Annotated in this window: 17 protein-coding genes; 9 read left to right on the top strand and 8 right to left on the bottom strand. The window is 68.4% G+C overall.

The window, feature by feature from the left end; translation table 11 throughout:
• The coding region (locus tag ABIB25_RS15675) for an HNH endonuclease signature motif containing protein (protein WP_354529393.1) at positions 1-278 on the top strand (278 nt) is incomplete at its 5' end.
• A 42-nt stretch (positions 279-320) separates the two neighbouring features.
• A complete protein-coding gene (locus ABIB25_RS15670) occupies positions 321-590 on the top strand; it encodes a hypothetical protein (protein WP_354529392.1) in 270 nt (89 codons plus the stop codon).
• 128 nt (positions 591-718) lie between these two features.
• Here the strand turns inward: ABIB25_RS15670 and ABIB25_RS15665 are convergent, their stop codons facing one another.
• Entirely contained in the window at positions 719-2,068 is a 1,350-nt protein-coding gene (locus tag ABIB25_RS15665) for an Ig-like domain repeat protein (RefSeq protein ID WP_354529391.1), read from the bottom strand.
• Positions 2,069-2,347: 279 nt separating this feature from the next.
• Here ABIB25_RS15665 and ABIB25_RS15660 point away from each other — a divergent pair, with 279 nt between their 5' ends.
• The 4 genes from ABIB25_RS15660 to ABIB25_RS15645 all read left to right on the top strand — a co-directional run bounded on the left by ABIB25_RS15660 (position 2,348) and on the right by ABIB25_RS15645 (position 6,922).
• Entirely contained in the window at positions 2,348-3,403 is a 1,056-nt protein-coding gene (locus ABIB25_RS15660; protein WP_354529390.1) for a YhjD/YihY/BrkB family envelope integrity protein, read from the top strand.
• A gap of 19 nt (positions 3,404-3,422) precedes the next feature.
• The gene (locus ABIB25_RS15655) at positions 3,423-4,034 is read left to right on the top strand and encodes a CDP-alcohol phosphatidyltransferase family protein (RefSeq protein ID WP_354529389.1); all 612 of its coding nucleotides are present in this window, start codon (positions 3,423-3,425) and stop codon (positions 4,032-4,034) included.
• 367 nt (positions 4,035-4,401) lie between these two features.
• Positions 4,402-5,892, top strand: a complete 1,491-nt coding sequence (locus tag ABIB25_RS15650; protein ID WP_354529388.1) for a cryptochrome/photolyase family protein — start codon at positions 4,402-4,404, stop codon at positions 5,890-5,892.
• A 46-nt stretch (positions 5,893-5,938) separates the two neighbouring features.
• A complete protein-coding gene (locus ABIB25_RS15645; protein ID WP_354529387.1) occupies positions 5,939-6,922 on the top strand; it encodes an aldo/keto reductase in 984 nt (327 codons plus the stop codon).
• Between the two features lie 32 nt (positions 6,923-6,954).
• Here the strand turns inward: ABIB25_RS15645 and ABIB25_RS15640 are convergent, their stop codons facing one another.
• The 6 genes from ABIB25_RS15640 to ABIB25_RS15615 form a co-directional block, all read right to left on the bottom strand.
• Positions 6,955-8,205, bottom strand: a complete 1,251-nt coding sequence (locus tag ABIB25_RS15640; protein ID WP_354529386.1) for a glycosyltransferase family 39 protein — start codon at positions 8,203-8,205, stop codon at positions 6,955-6,957.
• A gap of 293 nt (positions 8,206-8,498) precedes the next feature.
• Entirely contained in the window at positions 8,499-11,540 is a 3,042-nt protein-coding gene (locus tag ABIB25_RS15635) for a S8 family peptidase (protein ID WP_354529385.1), read from the bottom strand.
• A 124-nt stretch (positions 11,541-11,664) separates the two neighbouring features.
• Complete coding sequence (locus ABIB25_RS15630; RefSeq protein WP_354529384.1) at positions 11,665-13,044, bottom strand: FMN-dependent NADH-azoreductase; 1,380 nt, start codon at positions 13,042-13,044, stop codon at positions 11,665-11,667.
• A 91-nt stretch (positions 13,045-13,135) separates the two neighbouring features.
• Positions 13,136-15,376 carry an FUSC family protein gene (locus tag ABIB25_RS15625; RefSeq protein WP_354529383.1) on the bottom strand — a complete coding sequence of 747 codons (2,241 nt, stop codon included), beginning with the start codon at positions 15,374-15,376 and terminating at the stop codon, positions 13,136-13,138.
• Between the two features lie 73 nt (positions 15,377-15,449).
• Positions 15,450-15,806: a hypothetical protein gene (locus ABIB25_RS15620; protein ID WP_354529382.1), complete on the bottom strand. Its 357-nt coding sequence runs from the start codon at positions 15,804-15,806 to the stop codon at positions 15,450-15,452.
• A 47-nt stretch (positions 15,807-15,853) separates the two neighbouring features.
• Entirely contained in the window at positions 15,854-16,156 is a 303-nt protein-coding gene (locus ABIB25_RS15615) for a DUF3072 domain-containing protein (protein WP_354529381.1), read from the bottom strand.
• 381 nt (positions 16,157-16,537) lie between these two features.
• On the opposite strand from ABIB25_RS15615, the gene ABIB25_RS15610 reads away from it, so the two are divergent.
• From ABIB25_RS15610 to ABIB25_RS15600, 3 genes are all read left to right on the top strand, one after another.
• On the top strand, positions 16,538-18,277 hold the full coding sequence (locus tag ABIB25_RS15610; protein WP_354529380.1) for a hypothetical protein: 1,740 nt from the start codon (positions 16,538-16,540) through the stop codon (positions 18,275-18,277).
• Between the two features lie 282 nt (positions 18,278-18,559).
• Positions 18,560-19,207: a sigma-70 family RNA polymerase sigma factor gene (locus tag ABIB25_RS15605; RefSeq protein ID WP_354529379.1), complete on the top strand. Its 648-nt coding sequence runs from the start codon at positions 18,560-18,562 to the stop codon at positions 19,205-19,207.
• A gap of 128 nt (positions 19,208-19,335) precedes the next feature.
• Positions 19,336-19,617 (top strand): hypothetical protein, encoded by a 282-nt coding sequence (locus ABIB25_RS15600; RefSeq protein ID WP_354529378.1) that lies wholly within the window; start codon positions 19,336-19,338, stop codon positions 19,615-19,617.
• Positions 19,618-19,759: 142 nt separating this feature from the next.
• Here the strand turns inward: ABIB25_RS15600 and ABIB25_RS15595 are convergent, their stop codons facing one another.
• Positions 19,760-19,960 (bottom strand): hypothetical protein, encoded by a 201-nt coding sequence (locus ABIB25_RS15595; protein ID WP_354529377.1) that lies wholly within the window; start codon positions 19,958-19,960, stop codon positions 19,760-19,762.
• Positions 19,961-20,225: the final 265 nt, after the last annotated feature.

Here is a 20,225-nt window from a genome sequence, read left to right as displayed (position 1 = left end):
ACAAAGGATGTGTGTTCCCCGGCTGCGACATGCCCGGACTGTGGACCGAAAAACACCACATCCAACCCTGGGAAGACGGCGGACCCTCCAACTACGCCAACGGGTGCCTGCTGTGCCGACGACACCACACCCTGATCCACCACAGCGACTGGGAAATCCGCCCGGCCCCCGACGGCCACCCCGAAATCATCCCCCCCGCCACCCACGACCCCCACCGAAAACCGTTGCGCAACACCCTCAACCACCAACCACAATTCAGCTGGCCACAACCCGCCTGACCGTCCGGCCGCGCCCGAGAACGGTGGCCACAGTTGGCCGGGGTGGACGTGAAGTTCCGCGGTGGCCACGCCTACATCGGCGGCCACCTACTCGACGACGAAGTGCTGCCCTTGATGCGCCTGAAATACGGCGGCTACGCCGCCTCCTGGGGATTCGCGATCTACCTGGCCAGCAAAACGGATACGAACCCTCGGCCCTCCCCAACGGACAAATGGCCGGCCTACCCGAAGACGCCCTGGACTGCGCCTGCGGCCTCTACCTCGGCGACCCCACGGCGTGGACCTGAACCACCGACGAACTCACGAACCTGACCACCTGAGGCGCAGCGCGGTGGGTACGGCGCAGCGCGGTGGGTACGGCGCAGCGCGGTGGGTACGGCGCAGCGCGGTGGGTACAGCGGGGCGGTCGGTACAGCGGGGCGGTCGGTACAGCGAGGCGGTTAGTACGGCGCGACGCCGAACACCACGACCCGATCGCCCACCTGGAGGTTGCTGAAGTAGGTCTGGGCCGCCGACTGGGACAGATGGATGCATCCGTGCGACTGCACCGACAGGCTGCCCTCGTGGAAGGCGACACCGCCGTTGAAGAAGACCGAGTAGGGCATCGGCGCGTTGTTGAACTCCGACGAGTGGTGGTCGATGTCCTTCCAGAACACCGAGAACGAGCCGGGCGGTGTGCGGTAACCCGGCCGGCCCGAAGTGATCGACACCGGCCCGTAGGTGATCCGCCCGCCGCTCTGCAGCCAGGTCAACGAGTGGGTGAGGTCGACACAGGCGCTGGCGCTCACCGGGCACTGACTGGCGGCCGCTGCCGTGACGGTTGCCGACCTGGTGGCGCCCGTGTGGTTCACGTCGCCCGGGTAGGAGGCGGTGACGGTGTGGGACCCGGCGGACATCCCGGGGACCGCCAGGGTCGCCTGGCCGCCGGCCAGCGCCTTGGCCGACCGTGCCTGGCCGTCCAGCAGCAGGGTGACCGCACCGGACGGGGTGTTGCCGACCCCGGTCACGCTCACCTTGGCGGACGAGCCGGCCTGGTACCCGACGCTGGAAGGCGTGGACAGAGCCAATGCGGTCGGCGCTTTCCGGGTGCTGACCACGACGAGCTTCCGGGCCGGGGCGTAGAAGCCGTTCCCGGCGTAGGACACGCTCAACTGGGCGTTGCCGGCGGGCCAGTTGGCCTTGAGTCGGAAGGCCATGGAACCATCGGCGCGGATGACCTGCTGCTGCACGATCCGTCCGCCGTAGATCAGGTTCACCGGGCCGATGATCGGGCGGGACCCCTTGATGACCACGAGGATGACCACGTTCCCCGCGTAGACCGGAGCGGTCGGGATCTTGATGGTCCAATTCACGGTGGCCTTGGTGACGACGACGCTCTTCGCCCCGGACGAACCGGTGTGCCCGGCGTTGGCACCGGGGGCGAACGTGGCCGTGACGGTGTGCCGTCCGACAGCCGCACTGGTGGGGATGACCGCCGTCCCGCGGCCGAGCGAATCGACCGCCAGCCGGGCGAACGCCCGCCCGTCGAGCAGGAACGTGATCGTCCCTCTCGACGTGTGTCCCGCCCTGTCGCGCACGGTCGCCGTCGCCCGCGAGGACTGTCCGAGCGTGTACTGCGACGAGGTGACGGTGACAACCGTGGTGGTGGCCAGCGCTGCGGCCGCCGCAGAGGCCCGTGGCGCGTTGCCTGCGCCCGCCGGACCGGCGAGACCGAGCAGCAGGAGGAGCACCCCGACCATGACGAACAACGAGTGGCGGGTGGCCACCCTGGGAGCCGAGCTTGCGGTCATCAAAGATCCTCGTTCTACTCGATCGAAGGGCGCGTGCGCGACCTTATCCCCGGTGCGGACCTCGCCAGGCGCCTTTTCCGCATTCGATAGCCCATCGTGACATGGTCGTTCGAATTTCCCCCGCTCGGTTCGTAAACTGCGCTCGTCCGTGAAATGTCGGTCCGACCGTTCGGACCGTCGGTCGGACTGCCGATCGGACCATTGGCTGGACTATCGGTCGGACTGCCGAGAGAGGGGATGTCGGACGTGTGGTCGCCGGTTCGCGCCTGGTTCGTTCGGATGTGGCGCCGACCCCTCGTCCGGCACGCAGTGAAGGCCGTCGACCGGTTCAGCGCCAGGCTGGGTTGGCAGTTCGCTGCCGCTCTCACCTACTTCTCCTTCCTCGCGGTCGTCCCGATCGTGATGGTGAGCTTCTCGGTCGCCGGTTTCGTGCTTGCGTCCAAGCCCGCGCTGATCACGTCCCTGCAGCACTCCATCACCTCGCTGCTCCCCGGATCGCTCGCGGCGGACGTCAGCACCCTGCTGACCGAGGCCGTCGACGCCCGGCTCACCGTTGGCGTCATCGGGCTGGTGTTCGCCATCTACTCCGGCATCAGCTGGATGGGCAATCTCCGCAGTGCGATCCAGGCGATGTGGCGGCCTGACTTCGACACCGAGCAGGAGATCGCCGCCGAGAGCCTGGGGCGCTACTACCTCAAGAGCGCCGGCTACATGGTCGCGCTCACCGCGGGCATCGCCGTGTCGCTGGGGCTGACCACGATCGGTACGTCGGCACAGAACCTGGTCCTGCGGTGGCTCGGGCTGGACAAGATCACCTGGCTGACGCCGGTCTTCACCGTCGTACCGATCCTGCTGGCGGTGGCCGCCGACATGCTGATCTTCCTCGGGATCTTCCGCATCCTGCCGCCCAAGGCCTATCCAGCTCCCCGCAAGGCGCTGCTCCGCGGTGCCGCCGTGACGGCGATTGCCTTCGAGGTGCTGAAAGTGGCGCTGACCTTCCTGCTGCCCACCCTGCTGAGGTCGGCGACCGCGAAGATCTTCGGCCCCATCATCGGTCTGCTGATCTTCTTCAATCTGGTCGCCAACGTCGTCCTGTTCGTCGCCGCCTGGATTGCCACCTCCCGCGGGAGCCGGGCCGGTGACTCTCCGGTGCCGCTTGCGAACGCGCCGCACGGCGCATTGGCCCACCGCCGGGCGGCCGCGATGCAGGACATCCATCTGAGCGAGGCCACCGCTGTCGAGATGGACAAGCTGGCCGACGTCGACGGGCGCAGCCGCGAGGATCTGGTCCAGGACGCCGTCGTCCGCTACCTCGCCGCCCGCCGTCACGAGTGATCCTGACAGGATCAGTCAGGTGCGCACCTTCCGGCTCTCCGATGTCCTGACGGTTCCGAACGCGATCAGCGCCCTGGGTTTGGTGCTGGTGCTGCACGGGTCCGCCCGCGCCGACACGGCCCGGGGCATCGCCGAGACCGTGGCGGGCCGGCTGCTGGACCTGCTCGACGGCGAGGTCGCGAGAAAGCTCGACCAGAGCAGCGAGTTCGGCGCCGGCGTCGATGCCACCTTCGACAAGGCCGGAGTCCTGGCCATCGGGATCAACGAGTGGCGCGGCGGGATCGCCCCCAAGCCCGCCCTGTTGGCGATCGCCGCCCAGAACGCGGTCAACCTCGTTGCTACGGCGGTCGCCACCCGACTGGGCGGTGACAAGGACCTGGCTCCGGTCGACGAAGGCAAGTACGCCATGGCCTACCAGAACGGGGCCCTTGGTGCCTATGCGGTGTCGGCGCTGCTGCGCAGGCGCGGGAATGGCCGTGCGTCGATGGTGTTCCGGATCATCGGCGATGCCGACACCCTCATCGGCACCGGCTATTTCGGAATCCGGGCGAGCCGGCGGTACGTCACCCGGGTCGTCGAGCTGACCCGGTCCCGCAACCTTCGGCGAAGCGGCGGCGCGAACTCGGCGTAGTGTTCCGGCCCAACCGACACCGTGCTGATGGACACCGTGCTGATCGGCACCCGCTGATCAACACCGTGCTGATCAACACCTGCTGATCGGCACCTGCTGATCATCAGTCGGGGCAGTCATTCCTGCTCCACGACGAGGAGACACGATGTCCAGCAAGAACAAGGGTGGCCGCGAGGCCAAGAAGCCCAAACAGGTCAAGAAGACCGCCGGCACTCCGGATACCAGCCCGGTCGCCAAGGCAATCGCGCCGCGCAAGGCGAAGTGAGTCGTCAGGCGAAGTGAATCGTTTGACTTCGTCCTGATCGGGCATCTCCCACTCACCCCGGCGGTGCCGGGGGTGGGCGGGCGGTGAGGGACAGGAGTCAGGATGGCGGGAAAGCGGTCGGCGAAGACGGTCCGGCGGTGGCTGTTCGGAGATCAACTCGGGCCGCACTTCGTCGATGACGACGACCAACCCGTCCTGATGATCGAGTCACGAGCCGTTTTCGCGCGCCGGACGTTCCATCGTCAGAAGGCGCATCTGGTGCTGTCGGCCATGCGTCATCGGGCCGCGGAACTCGGAGATCGCTGCGAGTACGTCGCGGCGGACACCTACGCCGAGGTCGCCCGCGGGCCGCTGACGGTGTGCCATCCGACCAGCCGTGCCGCGCTGGGCCTGGTGCAGCGGCTGCCGGACGTCGAGATACTGCCGGCCAGAGGCTTCGTCACCAGCAGTGCCGAATTCCAGGACTGGACCGAGACGCGGGGCCGCCGTCGACTCCTCCTGGAAGATTTCTACCGGGATGCCCGGACCCGTCTCGGCGTGCTGATGGACGGCGACGAACCGGTGGGCGGCAAGTGGAACCTCGACGCCGAGAACCGCGAGCCACCACCACGCTCCGGGTCCCTGGGCGTGCCGGAGCCGTGGTGGCCCGCCGAGGACGAGATCGACGAACAGGTGCGCCACGACCTGGACCGCTGGGAGGCGGACGGCGATGTCCACTTCCTGGGCGTCGACGGACCCCGACGCTTCGCCGCGACCGCACACGAGGCGGGAGAAGTGTTGCAGCACTTCTTGTCCGACCGTCTCGATGCGTTCGGCCCGCACGAGGACGCCATGCTCGCCGGTGACCCCTGGATGGCCCACTCCCTGTTGTCGGCACCGATGAACCTCGGACTGCTGGACCCGATCGACGTCGTCCGGCAGGCCGAACAGGTCTACCGCTCGGGCGCCGTCCGGCTGGCCTCCACCGAGGGCTTCGTCCGGCAGATCCTGGGCTGGCGGGACTACGTCTGGCATCTGTACTGGCAGCAGGGGGCTTCATACGCTCATCGGAACGCGCTGTCGGCGGAGCGCCCCATTCCGAAGTGGTTCGCCGAACTCGATGCCGATGATGTCAAGGCCCGCTGCCTGTCGACGGTGCTCGCCGACGTGCGTGATCACGGGTGGGTGCATCACATACCGCGATTGATGGTCCTCGGCAACTATGCGATGCAACGCGGCTGGCGACCGTCCGCGGTGACGGACTGGTTCCATCGGGCGTTCGTCGACGGTTACGACTGGGTGATGGTGCCCAACGTCATCGGCATGTCCCAGTATGCGGACGGCGGCGTGATGGCGACCAAGCCCTATGCCTCCGGCGGCAGCTACATCGACCGGATGAGCGACTTCTGCGGCGGGTGCGCCTACCGACCCAAGGTGCGGGTGGGGGAGAAGGCCTGTCCGTTCACGGCCGGCTACTGGGCCTTCCTGCACGCCCACCGCGAGGACCTGGCCGGCAACCACCGGATGGCTCAGCCCCTGCACGGGCTCGACCGTCTGAAGGACCTCGAGGAACTCCTCGTCCAGGAGGCCGACCGCGGATCGACGGCGCCGTAGCAGGGGGGCGCGGCCCATCGACCCCGCGGCCAATAGACTCGGTGCCATGGAACAGCGCACCCTCGGCCGTACCGGCCGCGACGTATCGGTCATCGGCCTCGGCACCTGGCAGCTCGGAGCGGACTGGGGCAACGTCGACGAGCCCGAAGCCCTCGCCGTCCTGGACTCAGCGGTGGGGGAGGGCGTCAACTTCTTCGACACCGCCGACGTCTACGGCGACGGCCGGAGCGAACAGCTCATCGGCAAGTACCTGCACTCGAATCCCGGACACCAGATCGTCGTCGCCACGAAGATGGGCCGCCGCGAGGCGCAGGTCCCCGAGAACTACGTGCTGGCAAACTTTCTCGCCTGGAACGACCGCTCCCGCAAGAACCTCGCCGTCGACTGCCTCGACCTGGTGCAGCTGCACTGCCCACCCACGCCGGTCTACTCGACCGACGCCGTCTACGACGCCCTCGACCTGATGGTCGAACAGGGCCGGATCGCCGCCTACGGCGTCAGTGTGGAGACGTGCGACGAAGCGCTCGCCGCCATTGCCCGGCCCGGCACCGCGAGTGTGCAGATCATCCTGAACGCCTTCCGGCTCAAGCCGCTGGAGAAGGTCCTACCCGCCGCGGTCGCGGCGGGTGTGGGAATCATCGCCCGGGTGCCACTGGCGTCCGGGCTGCTGTCCGGCCGGTACACCGCGAGTTCGACCTTCGCCGCCAACGACCACCGCAACTACAACCGGGAAGGCGCTGCCTTCGACGTCGGCGAGACCTTCTCCGGAGTTGACTACGCCGTCGGCGTCCAGGCCGCTCAGGAATTCGCCGCGCTGATGCCCGAGGGAGTCACCCCCGCCCAGGGCGCACTGCGCTGGATCCTGCAGCAGGACGGTGTCACCGCGGCGATCCCCGGTGCCAGGAACATCGACCAGGTCGTGAAGAACGCGTCCGCAGCGGCCATTGCGCCCCTCGACGAGCAGACCCTGACGGCGATCAGCGACCTCTACGACTCCCGGATCCGCGCTGGCGTCCACGGCCGCTGGTAATCCTCAGCTGGTCGTTCATCAGCAGGTCAGGCTCAGCGCTCGTCGGGCGCTGACACCGAGTCGTCGTCGTGGACGGAGCTGACGTCGGTGACGGCTCGTCCCCCTGACTTCGTCCGGGGTTGGGCAGCCGGCTCTGGTCGTTCCGAGGTGAGCATCGTCCGCACTCCGACGACCGCCACCCACAGCAGGGCCACCCAGGCGAGCATCCCGTAGAACACCTCGGTCGGCGTGTACTTGCTGGCCTGCGCCCGGTCCCACGGCAGGCCGTGGCTCCAGCGGTTGTAGATCGCGACCAGCATCAGACCGGCGCTCATGTTGTAGGCCGTGGCGGAGGCGAAGCCGATGAGGTAGGCGCCGGCCAGCGGCCAGACGGCGTACTGCACCCCGAAGGCAGGGGAGAGCAGCAGGAAGCCGACCAGGGAGAGACCAACGGCGCCGGGCAGGACCCAGGGACGTCGCCAGACCAGGTACGCCGGGCCGGCGCAGCACAGCACCAGCACGACGAACCGTCCCGGCCCGATCAGGAAAGTGGCCCACCAAGGGTCGCCCAGCCAGTGACCGATCTGGATCAGGCCCCACTGCCGCAGGTCGGAACCCTTGTAGCCGATGACGTTCGCGATCACGTTGTGGCCCTGCAGGACCAGCGCCGGCCCCCAGGTGATGGCGAACACCAGAGCTCCGCCGACGGCGTACCGCCAGAACGTCCGGGCTCCGAGCGTCGCGGCGTAGACCAGCAGCGCGGGTACGGCGACGATCGGGATGATCTTGACGCCCAGCGCCAGACCCATCGACATCCCGGCCAGCAGTGGCCGATCCCGGTCGGCCAGCAACCAGACGCTGAGCAGGGTCAGCATGGTGAAGATCGGATCGGTGTTGCCGTGGTAGCCGGACACGGTGAACAGCACCGGGCTGACGGCGACCAGCACACCGGACGACATGGCGCGGACCAGCGTGGTCCGCCGCCGCAGCAGTTCGAACACGACAAACGCCGTGACGACGTCCGCAAGGCTCGCGGTGACCCTGATGGTCGCGCCGAGGCTGACGCCCAGATCCTGCATCCCGTTCACGAACTGGAGGAAGTAGCCGATCGCCGGCGGATGGTTGTAGAACGCGCTGGGCCAGGTGAGAGCGTAGACGCCAACCGGACCCGACGACCGGACGCCGTCCGCGAAGACCTGCCAGCGGCCGATGTCCCCGGTGCCGTAGGTGCGGAACGCGAGCATCACCTTCAACAGAAATGCCAGCCCGGCAGCCACCGCCACCCAGACGCGAGCACGAGCCATCGCAGCCAATTCGCTCTCCCCCCTGCTGACATGGTTTCCCGTGCGACATGGTGTCCCGTGCGACATGGTTGCCCGTGACATATGACTTCGCAATCTACAAGCCATCACGTGAGACGGGCGTTGTCCGGCCCGGTGCCTGGACGGATCGTGACCCATCCCACGCACGTCGGGAACAACCGGCATCCGGAACGGGAAGGGCCCCGGACGAGAACTCGTCCGGGGCCTTTCCGCGTTCGGTCATTGCTGATGTTGCTCGGAGTCAATGCTGATGTCGCAGAACTGCTCGACGAGTACTACTTCGTCGGGTTGCCCTGCACCACGGTGCCGGAGCCGTCGACGTAGGTGATCCAGCCCAGGTAGGCGGTGTTCGCGTCGAGACCGGACGCCGTTGCGGTCAGCGTCAGGACCTGACCGGTGGTCGTGGTGGCGTTCGCCGGAGTGACGGAGAACGTCCCGACGTTCGGATCGGCGCCGACCTCGTAGTCCCGGAAGGAGAACGGGGTGGAGGTGGTGCCCGGTGCGTCCTGGAAGCCGGACACCAGGGCCACGTACGTCCCGGCCTCCGGAGCCACCAGATCGACCGTCTCGCCGGCCAGCGCCGTGCCGGACGAACCGACCAGCACCAGACCGTCCGCAGTGCTCAGGTAGACGCCGAGGTCGATGTCCTTGGTGCCGTCGTCCTTGGCCACCCTGGTCGCGAAACGGGCGATCTTGGTGCCGGCCGGAACGTCGACGACGAACTGCTTGGCGGTCGTCGCCGTCACGGACGAGGCCTGCTGCGTGCCGGGCGTCAGACCGGTCGCCGTGATCGGGAAGGACCCAGTGATACCCGCCGTCACCGAGAAGCTGGTGGTGGCGGACGCTCCGGTGAGATCCACCGAGACGGGGCTGCGGACGGCTAGTGGCTGGACCGCGATGGGGCTGCGGACCGAGGTCCCGGCGCCCTTCCAGGTGAGGAACCCGGTGGCGTACGCACCGACCGGTGCGGTCGTCCTGGTCAGGGTCACCTTGAACTGCTTGACCTCGCCGACCCGGTTGAAGTTCAGGATCGAGGGGGCGATGGTGACCTTGAAGCCGGGCACCGAGGCGGTCGCGTAGTAGAGGCCAGGGGTCACGGCAGTCACCTTGCGGGTGACCGTCAGGCTGCCGATCAGGGCACCGGAGGCAATGGACGCCTGGTTGTAGTCCGACGGGGCGATGGCCGGAACGTCGGTACCGGTGTTGTAGCCGAGGCCCTCGAGGTAGGACAGCCAATCCGCGGAATCCGCGTCGTAGACGAGGCCCGGGTTGAACATGGCCGACGGCTTCACTTCACCGGCGCCCTGGGCGAACGGATCCGTGTTGTCAGTGCCGTCCTGATTCTTGGTGTTGACGGCGGTCGTCATCATCGCGGACTTGACCTCCATGGGGGACCAGGTCGGATGTGCCGCGTAGTACAGGGCGGCGAGGCCGGCGATGTGCGGAGCCGCCATCGAGGTGCCCGAGTAGAAGTCGTACTTCCGGCCGTGGTTGTTGTCCGGGGAGACGGCGGCGAGGATACCGACACCGGGTGCTGCGATGTCCGGCTTCAAGATGTCGCCGTCCGAGGACAACGACGGGCCGCGCGAGGAGAATCCGGCCATCTGCGGGTACGGCGTGACCACGGTGGTGACGTTGCCGGGCACGAGGGTCGCAGTTGCGCCCGCGGTGGCCGCATACGTCCGGGCCAGCAGTCCGAGGGCGGAGTCCAGATGGACGGTCGGCACGGTGTGCACGTCGGAGTCGGTGTCGGTCGGTGCCAGGTTGACGAGCACCATGCCGACACCGCCGGCCGCCTTGACCTCGGCGGACTTCTCCACACGTGCGTTGACGCCGCGATCGCACTCGACGATCTTGCCGGCCGCCTTGGCCGGGTCGAGGGTGCCGAGCTTGCAGAGCGCCGCGTCCGCCGCAGCCGCAGCCGCGAGCTTCACCGACACAGACGTCACGAACGGCTTCGGTCCGACGGTGGACTGCACGGTCACGCTGGCGCCGGCGTACTTCTGGCCGTTCCCCAGCACCACGGTGCCTTCGTAGGACTTCAGCGTGCTGGCACCGACGGTGGTGACCCACGGCGAAGTGTTGTCCATCGTCGACGCACCCGGCCCGCTGTTGCCCGCGGAGGCGGCGACGAAGATGCCGGCCGAGGCGGCGGACAGGAACGCCAGCTGGATCGGGTCGACCGGAAGCGACTCCGACCCGCCACCGACGGAGTAGTTGATGACGTCGACACCGTCGGTGACGGCCTGGTCGATCGCGGCGAGGATGTCGGAGGTGGCTCCGCTGCCCTCTCCGGTGGAGGTCAGGAACAGAGCCTTGTAGACGGCGATGGCGGCAGCGGGAGCGACACCGGAGATCTTGCCGAACTCCACGCCGTCCACGCTGGCCGCGACATTGCCGTAACCGGCGGCCGTCGAGGCGGTGTGGCTGCCGTGGCCGTCGGCGTCACGCGGTGAGGCGTAGTCGACGAAGTTGGCACCGGCGTTGGCGATGAAGCTGTCGCCGAAGTACCGGGCGCTGATCACCTTGGTGTTGCAGAGGTTCGCGGTGAAGTCGTCACCGACCTGGCAGGCACCGGTGAACATCTGGCCGTTGGCCTTCTTCATCACGATCTGCGAGCCGACCTTGTAGGCGCGGTTCGGGTTGGACGGATCGGGGGCGGTCCCCAACCGGGCGCCCGCGAACGACTTGGACTCGGGGTAGAAGCCGGTGTCGATGACACCGACGACAATGCCCTTGCCGGCCTTGGCCGTGCCGCCGAGGGAGGCCCAGACGCCGTTGCTGCCGGCCAGCTTCAGGAAGTCGTAGTCGACCTTGTCGTCGGTCGTATAACGCATCGTGTCCTTGGCCACGGCCAGCACGCCGGGGGTGGCAGCAAGCTTCTGGGCCTGCGCGGAGGTCAGCGTCGCACTGAAACCGTTGAGCGAGACATCGTACTTCTGCTTGAGTTTCACACCGGCCGACGCCGCGACCCTGGTCTGGTCGGCGCTCAGCATGGAGGCGTACTTCCGGGCGGCCTGGGAGTTCAGGTCGACCTTCTTGCCCGCCACGGGCTTCGTGGCCGGGATGTTGGCGGTCCCGCCGGAGTACGAGGCGATCGGAGCCTTGGTCAGGACGACCACGTACTTGCCCGCGGCGTACGGCGAGGCAGGGGTTCCGCTCGGCGCCTTGGGTGCAGACGCCGCAACGGGCGCTGCCGCGGAGGCCGAGGACGGGGCTGGCGCCCCACCTGCCGGCAGCACCGAAGCAGCGATGAGAGCGCCGACGGCGAGTGTGACGACGATCGGTCGTCTCGCCTTCGTCAGCGATGTGAACATGTGACCTCCAGGCCGGGAAACACGGTGACGCCCTGGTGGGCGCCGGGGGTGGGTGGAGCCGGGTCCGGGTTCCACCTGGTAGGCGGCCCCGGAGCTGGGGGAGTTGCGGTCGTGCCGTTACCGCTCACAGATCGCCGTCGTCACCGATGTCGCACCGCTCTGACGGGCAGGACGGGCCGGTGGGATACAGGTGTGGGAGACCTGTGATCGACCCATGAGCCATACTTACCCGGGCTGACTCCATTGGCAACTCCCAGGGGGAGTCAGGAGCCCGGAGATGCTGTCCTATCAGGCTTCCGGCAGTGTAGAGGGGATGACACCAGTCACCCGATCGGTCCATCGAGGTTGCTTCCACGCCCGTCTCACAACCAATTCGACGCGCAACTGGCTCGGCCGGGTGCAAATGGACGAAGATCGATTGATTTTGGTCGGCCTTTACTCCATTCGGCTCTCCCCGACCACAGATCAGAACGGAATCGAACCGATGACGAATCCAGATCCGGCGCGATCGGCCGACCCGAGTCCACTCCCGCCCCGAGCGGCTCGGCGATCGGGTCCCGTCATCGGACGGTCCATCACCGACCGCCTGGCCCGGACGACGGTGTCGTCGAGTCCCGTCCGGCTCAGGGGGTTCGTCCGTCAGGGTGTCGAACACGGCAGCATCGTGCTGGTGGACGACCGGGGCACGGTCCTGGCACAACTGCTCGGCTATCGGGAGCGGTCGGGGATCGAGGGCCCGGCGGTGATCGTCACCGGCACTTTCCGGACGGACGTGCTCACCACAGGGCAGCAGGGGCCCCCGTTCCGGGTCGAACAGGTCGACCCCGCCTGACCCGATGCGTCCGGCTGTCGGATCGGCATCAGGCCAGAGCGCCGTGACCAGTTCGTCGAGTGCCGCGTGTGCTGCCGTCAGGCTCTGCTGCGCATCCGGGATCATCGCCGCCATCGCCGGCACCGTACTCGCCAACGTCAGTTCGGCGATCACCACATGGATCTGCATGCCCAGCGCCACCCCGAGCGCCTGACGCAGTGCCGGGATCTCGTGATCGGCGCCCTCGTTGGGGGTCCCGGCGCCGTATTGGTCACCCCGACTGGACACGATCACCACCGGCTTGCCGGCGAACGGCCGAGTCGGCTCGTCGAAGGGTGAGGTCCGCCCACCGACCTGGATGTAGTCGATCCACGCCTTCAGGGTGGACGGCATCGACCAGTTGTAGAGCGGTGCCCCGATGAGCACCACGTCCGCCGAGTCCACCTCGTCGATCAGCCGATCCTGCAGTGCCTGCGCCGCCGGGGGGACGTCGTCGCCGACCGTCCGCAGCCGTTGTGCCCAGTGCAGGGCGTTCGTCGGCAGATGCGGGAGCGGGTCGGTGTGCAGATCGCGCCGGTGGACCAGATGGGTCGGACCGACGGACCGCCAGGCGCCGGCGAACCGTTCGGTCAGCGTGCGGCTGACCGAACGTGTCAGGTCGGCGGACGAGTCGAGGTGCAGCAGGGTGGGCACGGCGGGATCCTCTGGGTGGCGTGGGTGGCGTGGGTGGCGTGGGTGCGTGGGTGCGCGGGTGCGCGGGTGCGTTGGTGCGTTGGTGCGTGGGTCATTCGTGCAGCGTTGGGACGGCCCTCGGCACGAGCAGTGCCAAGGCGTCGGTGAGCCGCCGCATGGCATGGGCGGCAGCCACATTCTTCCCGGCTGCACCGTCGAGCAACGGGCGGACCCGGCTGGCCAGGTCCGCCGTTCCCGGCGGGAGCGGCGGCGGGCGCCGAAGTTCGGGCGCATCGGCCAACCGATGGGCTTCGATCGCCAGTTCCTTGGCCGCCTGAGCCAGCGCAGGGCTGGTGCGGCCGACGGGGATCGCTGCGGCCAGCGCCCGCGCCGAGGCACCGCAGGTCCCGAGCACCGAGACCCGATGGCGGAGCCCGTCCCGGTCGTTGCCGAACAATCGACCCTTGGTCAACGCCCGCCTCGTCCGGACCAGCTGACGTCCGGCGGCCTCCAGCTGCACCGTCAGGGTCAACAGGTCGCGGGCCGACGGCAGGCCGTCCAGACTCTCGCCGCAGGCCTCGAGCAACTCGGCCAGCGCCTTGAGGAAGGCCTGCCGGGCGACTTTGAGAGTGGCCCGGCTGTGGGTGGGCAGAACGACGAGGGACACCACGATCCCGACCGCGGCACCGGCCGCCGTCTCGGCCAGCCGGACCAGCAGCAGCTCGTCGCTGAAGGTGCCCAGCAGGGTGTACAGCTGCCCGAGCATCACGGTGATGAAGAAGATCATCGCGCCGTAGGAGATCGCCTGGAGGAAGAAGGCCAGGAAGATGCAGACCAGGATGGCCGCCACGGCGACGGCGGTGTGTCCATCGGTGACATTCGCCAGACCGACCGCCGCGAGCAGACCCAGCACGGTGCCGCCGACCCGGGAGAAAGCCTTCTGAACCGTCTCCCCGGAGGTCGCGGTGCCGGCGAAGGCGACGAAGGCCGCGATCACCGCCCAGTAGAACCGCTGCGCCGAGATGGCCTCGCCGATGACGATCGCCAAGGCTGCGGCGACCGCGGCCTGGACCGCCTGGCGGGTGCTGAGCCGCATCCGCGACGGCGACAGTCGGTGGGCGTCGGGTCTGGTCAGGGTCTGCTGGGCCAGGGCGGCCGATCCGGGCAGGTTGCCGCCGACCAGGGTGACCACCTCCTCGAACTCGTCCTCGTCGAGGGGGTCACGCGATCCGTCCAGCCGGGGGCCGTCGCGGTCCGTTGCGGTCGTCGACCGACCGAGCCCGCCGTCGTCCCAGGCGGCCACGGTGTCCAGCAGGAACACGGCGGCGGCGCCGAGGCGGGGGACGGCTGCCAGCGGCGAGTCCTCCACCGACTGCAATCGGCGGGCCATCACGATCGCCGTCGGGTAGTCCGCCCAGCCAAGTGACTGCAGGACCTGGCGGACCTGCTCGAGGAGATCGGACGACAGCTCGTCGCGGCGGCGGGCGATCTCGACGACGGAACCGGCGACCTCGTCCATCCCGATCTCGACGTCGACCGTCCACCGGCGCAGACGTCCCGCGGACACCCCGTCGGGCAGCGCTCTCGCGTCGGCCAGCTGCCCGTCGAGCAGCAGCGCCACCTCGGCCAGCTGGACCAGGTGTCGCCGCAGTTGTCGCACGGAACCGACGTCGCCCCGTCCGTCCAGGACCTCGGCGGCCGCGGCGATGCCGGACCGCGCTCTGGCCCGTAGAGCAGTGACCACCCGGCGGAGTTTCGCCTGCGGGTCGTCGTAGAGGACGGTCAGCAGCAGCAGCCCGACCCAGACTCCGCTGACCGCGATGGCCAGTAGCAGGAAGGGCAGCACGGCGACCGGCGGACGGAGCAGCAGGGCGAAGAAGAAGCCCTGCCAGCAGAGGAAGCCAAGGGTGAACCACCGCGGGCCGAACCGCCGGACCCAGACGGCCACGAAGGACACGACGACGAACGTGGCCAGCCCGAGCAGGTGGCGCTCCGCGGTGATCACGCCGAGCGAGGCACCGGCCGCGCCGGCGAAAGGAGCAACCGCCGCGGTCCGGATGATCGCGTCCCGCTGCCCGTCGCGGATGCCGGTCGACATCAACATCGCGACGATGGCACCCATCAGCATGCCGAGCACGGCCGGCTGCCCGACCAGCCGGGCCAGACCTAGTTCCAGCAGCAGCGTGCTACCGACCGCGAGGATCGCCCTGGTTCCCTGCCGCAGACGGGCCCAGCCGGGATCCGAAGCCACGAAGCGATCCCGGGCGTCCCTGATCTCCTGGCCGAGCCGATCGGTGCCGGCCGTGTAGACGCCGTGCAACCGGTCGTCGAGCGGCATGGTCACGGTGACCATTTCCCCGAAGGTGCGGGGGTCGAGGAGCGGGCCATGAACCGATTGTCCCAGCCTGCCCCGATATCGGTGACGATCAGGCCGGGTGGGCGCCGGTGACGACGATCAGGTTGGCGGCCTGGGCCGGGGTGAGGGCCTTGATCACGCTGCCCTTGCTGGGATTCCGAGCGAAGAGCACCGCGCCGAAGAGCGGCTGGTCCAGTTCGACACCCTGATCGAGGAAGGCCGCGGTGGCGAAGGGATTGGCTTCCTCTCCCGAGGCCTGGGCGTGGATCGAGGAGAATCCGAGGATGCCTTTGCCGCAGCGGCGCATCTTCGTCTCGCCACCGAGGGCCTCGGTGATGGCGCCGGGGCGGTCGGTCTCGGCCGGCCACGGCATTTCCCAGGCGGACCCGTCCGGATCGATGACGAGGACGATCTCCGGGAGAGCCATGGCCGAACCCTCACCACCTGCCGGGCCGTGTCCCGTCCGGCTGCGGGTCACGCCTCGCCGTCGGGAGTGCCCCGGCCGGTCACGTGTTGGAGCCGGTCGATGTGCTCGGAAGCCTGCGCCTTGGTGAGATCACCGGGGAGTTCCTCGCCGGCTTCCCTGGCCAGGGTGTCCAGGTAGCTGCGCTGCGGTCCGGTCATCGGTTCGTCACCGGTCACCCAGTCCGACGGATTCTTGCTGGCCGAGTTGTCCGGGTCCGGTCCGGTACCGCCGATGACGTCCGGGGTCGCGCCGATCGTGTTGTCGTCCGAGGTGTTCTTCTGCGTGTCGTTCTGCGTGTTGTTCTCAGTCATAGAACGTACGTACCCATGTCCCCGGCTGACCAATCCGCTGCGGTTCGACCACTTGGCGTCCACACCACCGGCACGATCGATGCGGGCCAACCTGGGGATCCAATGCGACGAGCTGGTCCGGTGGCGCGACGCCGGACGGCTCACCGACCTCGCCGCCCGTCAGTGTCCTCGTAGTGACATCGTCCTCGAACGATGAACTCGATTGCCGACGGGGAATCGTCACCCGTTACCACCCGTCACGGCGTTCGTGCTGGTCACCATCACTTCGGGGGACTTGGTGGCGTAGGCCATTCGGTGCGCCGTACCGTTCGAATCGGACAAGTCCGTGCCGGGTATCCGGCACGCTGCAGGCGGTCGTCAACAGGGACTGCCGGAGACGGGGTGAGCGCGATGGAACGGTCGGTCGAGTACGACCCGATCGCCCCCTCGTCGTTGCGCCGGACCGTCGCCCGGGTCTGCATCATCGTGGGCCTGAGCGCCGGGGCCTGGCTGGCCGGATCCATCGCATCCACTGCATCAGCCGACACTCCAACCGGCCTCCCGGTTCTGCCGGTGTCGTCCCAGGTGGCCGGCTCCGCACAGCAACTCGTCGCGCCGGTGATCACCGCGGTCAAACCGGTGGTCGTCGCAGTCAAGCCGGTTGTCGCCGAGATCGTCGAGCCAGTGGTCGTCGCGGTCAAACCGGTCGCTCCGGCGGTCGTCACACCGTTGGCAGCAGAGGTGACGCCAGTCGTCGATGACTCGAAACCTCCTGTCGCGAAACCTGGATCAGCAGCACCGGTGGTGAAACCCGTGGTTCAGCAGGTTGTTCCGGTGCTCGAGGTTGTCGTGCCGGTGGTGTCTGGGACTGCACCGACGAAGGTCGTCGCTCCGGTGTCCACCCCCGGCCCGGTAGCATCAAAGCCGGTGAAGGCCGCACCGACACCGGTTGCTGGCCCTGTGGATTCGGTCATCGCCGTCGCCGCTCCCGTTGTCACACAGGTGGTTCCGGTGGTCGTTCCAGTCATCAAGGTAGTGACCCAGCCGGTCGCGCCGGTGACGTCGTCCATCGGTGGCGTCGTCGGGACGGTCGTCGGCGTCGTGAAGCCGACGGTCGGTCTGGTCGCCACGGTCGCGGCACCGGTGACCGCGACGGTGACGCCGGTGCTCGGTGGCGTGGCCGCCGTGCTCACTCCCGTGGCCAGGGCCGTTGCCCCGATCACCCAGCCGGTCATCGACACGGTGTCACCGATCCTGAGCGCCGCCGGGCCGATCGTCGTGCCGATCCCGCCGGTACTCGACCCGGTCGTCGCACCGATCCTCGACCCGGTGGCGCCGGTGACCGGACCGGTCCTCGGAACGACGCCCATCGTCCCGCCGGTGCCGCTAACCGCCGCGCTGCCGTCGGCCATCCCGCCGTCGACCACTCCGCCGTCGACCACTCCGCCGTCGACCACCCCGCCGTCGACCACCCCGCCCGGATCGCCCGACGGAGGCGGCACCACTGAACCGACCCGGCCCGGCCAGGCCGCGGGATCCGGTCACGGAGTCGCCACCAACCCCGGTCATCCGGCCCCCGGGCGTCCCGTCTCCGGGCGTCCGGCATCGGTCGCGCTCGGAAGCAACGCTCCGTTGTCCGCCTCGGCTGGTCACCGCACGCGGACGGACGCCGTCGTCGCCATCGGGACGCACCATGGCCTGGTCGCCACCGCTGCCCGCGGTGGTTGGGCCCCTCCGTCGGCCGCTCCGACGAAGACCGGCCAGGCTTTCCTTGCGCCGGCACTGTCCGTTCCGAGCCGGTCGGCTCACCTCTCGCTCGAGGATGCTCGTGCATCGCACCCGTTCGCGCGACACGCCGTGACGTCCTCGACCAGTGGCCAGTTCCTCGGCCAGGGTGGGCCGCCGCCGAACGGGAGCATTCCCGCGCCGGCGTCCGCCCCGGGTGCGCCGAGCTCGTCGTCCGGCGGATCGAACGGCCCCGGCGGTTCGGGCGCTGGCGGTTCCGTCGGCGGTTCGTCCTGCGCCTCGGACGTCGTCGACAGCGCCGCATCGGCGCAGCTCGCACTACTGGCGGCACTGTCCGCTTCGGACGAGGCATGCATGGCGCGCTGCGCCCACCGCCCGTCCTTCTCACCCGACTAGGGGTCTGCCCGCTCGCAGTCGATCTCGCCACCGCGGTGCACTTCCGCCCACGGTGAGGAGCGATCGTTCGCGCGTGCCACGGCGCCAAACCCCTCGCTGATCCCTGATCGCTGACGTCGTCCCCACGGACGTCGGGGCCAATCGCCACGGCACCTCACGGTGTCACCGGACACATACGTCCGCCCCTTCGCCCCGCCGCTCACCCCGCCGTCCCTGCCGTGTCCGTCCCCATGGGACATCGGCACACGACAGCCGGGTGACCTCGTCAGATGAGGCCCAGTCATGACCGCACATCCAGCGATCCTTTCACCCGTAGTGCATCAGCGAACCGGTTCGGAAACGACCGGTGAAGCCAGCGATCTCGACCTGATACCGGCAATTGCCGGTGGTGATCGGGGCGCATTCGGACAGCTCTACCGCCGACATCGCACCGCCACCTATCGTCAGGTGCACCGCATCATCAGGGACCCCGACCAGGCGGAGGAGGTCACCCAGGAGGTCTTCCTCGCCGTGTGGCGGCAGGCGGACCGGTTCGACCCGGCTCGCGGCACGGTCTCCGGCTTCCTCTCCGTGCTGGCCCACGCGAAAGCCGTCGACCGGGTCAGGTCCTCGCAGGCGGCCCGGGACCGGGACCTCCGCTACATGACGGTCAACGTCGATCTCGGGACCGGACGCGATCCGGTCTTCGAACTGATCCAGCTGCGTGCCGAGCATTCGCAGGTGCGCGAAGCTCTGGCAGCCCTCACCTTGCAACAGCGTGAGGCGATCACCCTGCACTACTTCGATCGCTACACGTATCTCGAGGTCGGCGCCCTGCTGGGCGTCTCGCCCGGCACCGTCAAGACACGGGTGCACAGCGGGATGGCCAAGCTACGGAACCGGTTGGCCGAGCACTGGTCGCCGGAGTCCGTGCCTCCGGCCCGTCCGTGACGGCCTCACGCTCTGGCTGATCGGTGGCACACCGGGCCGTGAAGTCAGTGGGCGGTGAATACTGGGCGGCATCGTGATCCGGTGCTCCCGCGGCGCCGGGCAGGTCGACCAGCGGAAGGATTGACGTGATGACGCAGGAACCGCCATCGATGACTCCCGAGGAGATCGAGGCCATGAAGAAGTTGTTGTCCATCAATGCGTCGCACGCTGCGCAACGCTTCACCGATCTGGCGGCGACCTGGGGGCTCGGCGGCCTGCGACACCAGCTGGACGAGCTGGTGGAGGGCTTGGTCGAGCACGATCGTCCCGAGGTGGCAACGAACCTGGTGGCGGCGATCGACGCCTACCTGGAGGAATTCGGGCCGAAGGGTGTCGTTGGTCAGTCCGACACGTACCGGGATCACGCCTAGAAAACCCGACACCCCTCGTGGTCACGCGTCAGGCGACACGTACCGGGATCACGCCTAGAAAACCCGACACCCCTCGTGGTCACGCGTCAGGCGACACGTACCGGGATCACGCCTAGTTCATGGGTCTTGCAGAAGCCCGGCGCTAGCCGACGTCGGAAAGAGGGAGGTCGTCCTCACGGCGGTGCAGCCAGAGGTTGCGCCATCCGAAAGGTGCCTGGGTCGAGGCAGCGTGCTCGCGTTCCGAGGCCCAGCGGTCCAGGATCTCGTCGGTACGGCGCTGCGCATCGGCGCTGAGGCGATCGATCTCGGCAAGCTGGGCGTCGAGCTGCTGGCGGGTAGTCATCGGCAAGTTCCTGCTCCGTCGAATGCGGTGATCGAAGTACTGCACTTCGGCCCTTGTGCCAATGAGACGTCGGACCCGCATGCTCATCACGCAGTCGTAACGAAATCTTCTGGGTCACAACGATGAGTCATCGGTGGTCCATCTGGCGCGTTCAGAGCCGTGACGGGGTTCCTTCCACCTCAACAGCCCATCAAGGTCGCGGCGAGCCTCGTCAAGATTCCACCAGGAAGCCGAGATGCATCCGCTCCGTGCCTTCTTCGCTCCG

Origin of the sequence: Nakamurella sp. UYEF19, from assembly GCF_040546275.1 — a bacterium.
Lineage (GTDB): Bacteria > Actinomycetota > Actinomycetes > Mycobacteriales > Nakamurellaceae > Nakamurella.
Note: the sequence above shows the minus strand (reverse complement) of the source record. Positions and strands in the feature narration are given on the sequence as shown.

What these genes read in the sequence shown, in the direction of transcription:
- ABIB25_RS15665 (WP_354529391.1), bottom strand. Translation starts at nt 2,068, where the DNA reads ATGACCGCAAGCTCGGCTCCCAGGGTGGCCACCCGCCACTCGTTGTTC.
- ABIB25_RS15660 (WP_354529390.1), top strand. Translation starts at nt 2,348, where the DNA reads ATGTGGCGCCGACCCCTCGTCCGGCACGCAGTGAAGGCCGTCGACCGG.
- ABIB25_RS15650 (WP_354529388.1), top strand. Translation starts at nt 4,402, where the DNA reads ATGGCGGGAAAGCGGTCGGCGAAGACGGTCCGGCGGTGGCTGTTCGGA.
- ABIB25_RS15645 (WP_354529387.1), top strand. Translation starts at nt 5,939, where the DNA reads ATGGAACAGCGCACCCTCGGCCGTACCGGCCGCGACGTATCGGTCATC.
- ABIB25_RS15640 (WP_354529386.1), bottom strand. Translation starts at nt 8,205, where the DNA reads ATGGCTCGTGCTCGCGTCTGGGTGGCGGTGGCTGCCGGGCTGGCATTT.
- ABIB25_RS15635 (WP_354529385.1), bottom strand. Translation starts at nt 11,540, where the DNA reads ATGTTCACATCGCTGACGAAGGCGAGACGACCGATCGTCGTCACACTC.
- ABIB25_RS15625 (WP_354529383.1), bottom strand. Translation starts at nt 15,376, where the DNA reads ATGGTCACCGTGACCATGCCGCTCGACGACCGGTTGCACGGCGTCTAC.
- ABIB25_RS15620 (WP_354529382.1), bottom strand. Translation starts at nt 15,806, where the DNA reads ATGGCTCTCCCGGAGATCGTCCTCGTCATCGATCCGGACGGGTCCGCC.
- ABIB25_RS15615 (WP_354529381.1), bottom strand. Translation starts at nt 16,156, where the DNA reads ATGACTGAGAACAACACGCAGAACGACACGCAGAAGAACACCTCGGAC.
- ABIB25_RS15605 (WP_354529379.1), top strand. Translation starts at nt 18,560, where the DNA reads ATGACCGCACATCCAGCGATCCTTTCACCCGTAGTGCATCAGCGAACC.
- ABIB25_RS15600 (WP_354529378.1), top strand. Translation starts at nt 19,336, where the DNA reads ATGACGCAGGAACCGCCATCGATGACTCCCGAGGAGATCGAGGCCATG.
- ABIB25_RS15595 (WP_354529377.1), bottom strand. Translation starts at nt 19,960, where the DNA reads ATGACTACCCGCCAGCAGCTCGACGCCCAGCTTGCCGAGATCGATCGC.